This window comes from Bartonella sp. TT119HLJHH (genome assembly GCF_042193385.1).
Lineage (GTDB): Bacteria > Pseudomonadota > Alphaproteobacteria > Rhizobiales > Rhizobiaceae > Bartonella.
In genome coordinates, this window is the sequence record NZ_JBHILS010000062.1 from 1 (window position 1) to 2,196 (window position 2,196).

Sequence of the window (2,196 nt, forward strand, 5' to 3'; positions counted from 1 at the left end):
GTTCGTTGTTTCCACTAATTCCGTTTGTGTGGTACTTAGTTCACTCATCTTGATTTCCTCCTATTTGAGCGCAATTCCCCCGTGGCGTGAATCACGCATGTGTTAAAAGTTGGTTTGGTTGTTAGAGTTTGGATTTTATAGGCTGCATTATGTCTTCAGAAATTATGGTATCTACATAAGGCTCGTCTTTATACCCAGAGATAGTGATACAAAGTTCACCTAGATTGTGAGTATTTCTCACAACTAACTGTGCACACAAGGTAGGTTTAATTCCATATTTATACATGATTTATTTTTTCTCGTTTGTTGTGATACGGCTTTCTCCGCAGATCTCTGAATCTCCGTAAATTTTTGCGTCGCCATAAACTCTTGCATTGGGATAAACAATTGCATTTCCGTAAATCTGTGCGTTTTCAAAAATGCGACCACCACCATATACTCGGGCGTTATTATAAATTTTTGCATTGTCATAAATTTTTGAACCCCAAGTAACACAAGCATTATCATAGACCCAGCAATTGCCATCATGAGAGAGATTGCTTTCATTTTCTATAAAGCCCCCAAGGTCCCCAGCCTTAACATCATCAAAATCTCTTAAAGCACGAATGCGGTACAATGTATGGCAACTTACAATATCGGTGGTTTCATTAGTCAATTCGTATTTTTTCACCATGCTTTTTCTCCAGTGGACATGACGTTATCGCCATCAATATCCGCATCACGATAAATTTTTGCGTCGCCATAAATACGTGCATTACCGGAAACTGTTGCCATTCCATAAACTTCGGCAAAACCGTAAACATGTGCATTATGTTTAATTCGTGCACTACCATAAACTTCAGCATCATCATAAACTTGAGCATTATCGTAAACGCAAGCACAAGATAAGACGAATGCATTACCACCTACCCAGCAATTACCATGATGCGATAGGTTGTTTTCATGTTCTATAAAGCCGCCTAAATTACCTTTTTTAATAACTCCAAAGTCTCTTAAAGCGCGGATACGGTGAAGAGTTACCCCTTTAAACTCAGCTTTCTCATCAGTAAGTTCGTACTTCTTTTCCATGGTTTATTGCCTCACGCCCGTTGTGATGATTTCATCATTGATGATCTCTGCGTTTCCATGAATAAATGCATCACCATAGATTTTGGCATTTCCCCCAACTTTTGCTCTAATGGAAATCAATGGACTGTCATAGATTTTAGCATTTCCATAAATTTCAGCTTTTCCACTAATAAATGCACCACCGGAAACTTGTGCATTTTCGTAGATTTGTGCACTGGCAAAAACACGAGCATGTCCAAAAATCTGCGCATTGCCAAAAATATTAGTTTCTCCGGTAACAGATGCACTACCAAAAACACATGCATTTTCGTAAATATCAGCAATGTTATCAATATAAGCATCACCAAAAACCTTGGCTTTGTCATAAACTCTTGCATGACCATCCACACGAGCGTTTCCATAAACATGTGCATCATCAAAAACCTTGGCATAACCATAGACTTTTGCATCATCGCCTACCCAGCAATTGCCATCATGACTTAGATTGTCTTCTTTTTGTATAAAACCGCCTAGATCGTCTGCTTTAACATCATCAAAATCCCTTAATGCACGAATGCGGTGGAGAGTTTTGCCATCAACCTCAGTTGTTTCATCAGTAAGTTCGTATTTCTTTTCCATGGTTTTTGCCTCTACCTTAAGATAGCATCACTTCCATAAAATGCTGTTTTGCCAGCTACTATGGCATTACCACCAACTTTTGCGTTATTATAAACTTCGGCATCATCATAAACCTTAGCATTTTCATAAACTTTGGCATTTTCATAAACCCACGCCTCACCACCAACCCAGCAATTATCATCATGGCTAAGATTCCATTCACTCTCGACAAAGCCTCCAAGGTCGCCTTCTTTGACATCATCAAAATCTTTTAAGGCGCGTATGCGATAAAGCGTTATTCCATCAATTTTGATTGTTTCATCAGTGAGTTTATATTTCTTTTTTATCATGATAACCTCCTCTTAATGCATGCTTTGTCTTTTAAGCTCTTGAGACAGCACACCAATTCCTTTTGCTGTGATTTTTGCGCAAGGAATGACTTTTTCTATTCCACTTGCGGTTTGAAGTGTGATAGTTGGACAATCCATAAGTTTCTTTTGGATTTTGTCTTGATACGGTAGCAAATTTCCA

The 2,196-nt window shown here is 38.5% G+C and carries 4 protein-coding genes; all 4 read right to left on the reverse strand.

Going from position 1 to position 2,196, the window contains the following annotated elements:
- Nucleotides 1-289: 289 nt before the first annotated feature.
- The 4 genes from ACFIJL_RS09095 to ACFIJL_RS09110 are packed head-to-tail and all read right to left on the reverse strand — an operon-like array spanning nt 290 to nt 2,015.
- Nucleotides 290-673 (reverse strand): hypothetical protein, encoded by a 384-nt coding sequence (locus ACFIJL_RS09095; RefSeq protein WP_273790346.1) that lies wholly within the window; start codon nt 671-673, stop codon nt 290-292.
- Nucleotides 667-1,068 carry a hypothetical protein gene (locus ACFIJL_RS09100; protein WP_375613985.1) on the reverse strand — a complete coding sequence of 134 codons (402 nt, stop codon included), beginning with the start codon at nt 1,066-1,068 and terminating at the stop codon, nt 667-669. The genes ACFIJL_RS09095 and ACFIJL_RS09100 overlap by 7 nt, the downstream gene beginning before the upstream one ends.
- Nucleotides 1,069-1,071: 3 nt before the next feature.
- Nucleotides 1,072-1,686, reverse strand: coding sequence for a hypothetical protein (locus ACFIJL_RS09105; RefSeq protein WP_375624360.1), 615 nt, complete (start codon nt 1,684-1,686; stop codon nt 1,072-1,074).
- An 11-nt stretch (nt 1,687-1,697) separates the two neighbouring features.
- Nucleotides 1,698-2,015: a hypothetical protein gene (locus ACFIJL_RS09110; RefSeq protein ID WP_375624362.1), complete on the reverse strand. Its 318-nt coding sequence runs from the start codon at nt 2,013-2,015 to the stop codon at nt 1,698-1,700.
- Nucleotides 2,016-2,196 lie beyond the last annotated feature (181 nt).

Bases quoted from the DNA above. Each gene is read 5' to 3' on its own strand.
- ACFIJL_RS09095 (WP_273790346.1), bottom strand. From the start codon at position 673: ATGGTGAAAAAATACGAATTGACTAATGAAACCACCGATATTGTAAGT.
- ACFIJL_RS09100 (WP_375613985.1), bottom strand. From the start codon at position 1,068: ATGGAAAAGAAGTACGAACTTACTGATGAGAAAGCTGAGTTTAAAGGG.
- ACFIJL_RS09105 (WP_375624360.1), bottom strand. From the start codon at position 1,686: ATGGAAAAGAAATACGAACTTACTGATGAAACAACTGAGGTTGATGGC.
- ACFIJL_RS09110 (WP_375624362.1), bottom strand. From the start codon at position 2,015: ATGATAAAAAAGAAATATAAACTCACTGATGAAACAATCAAAATTGAT.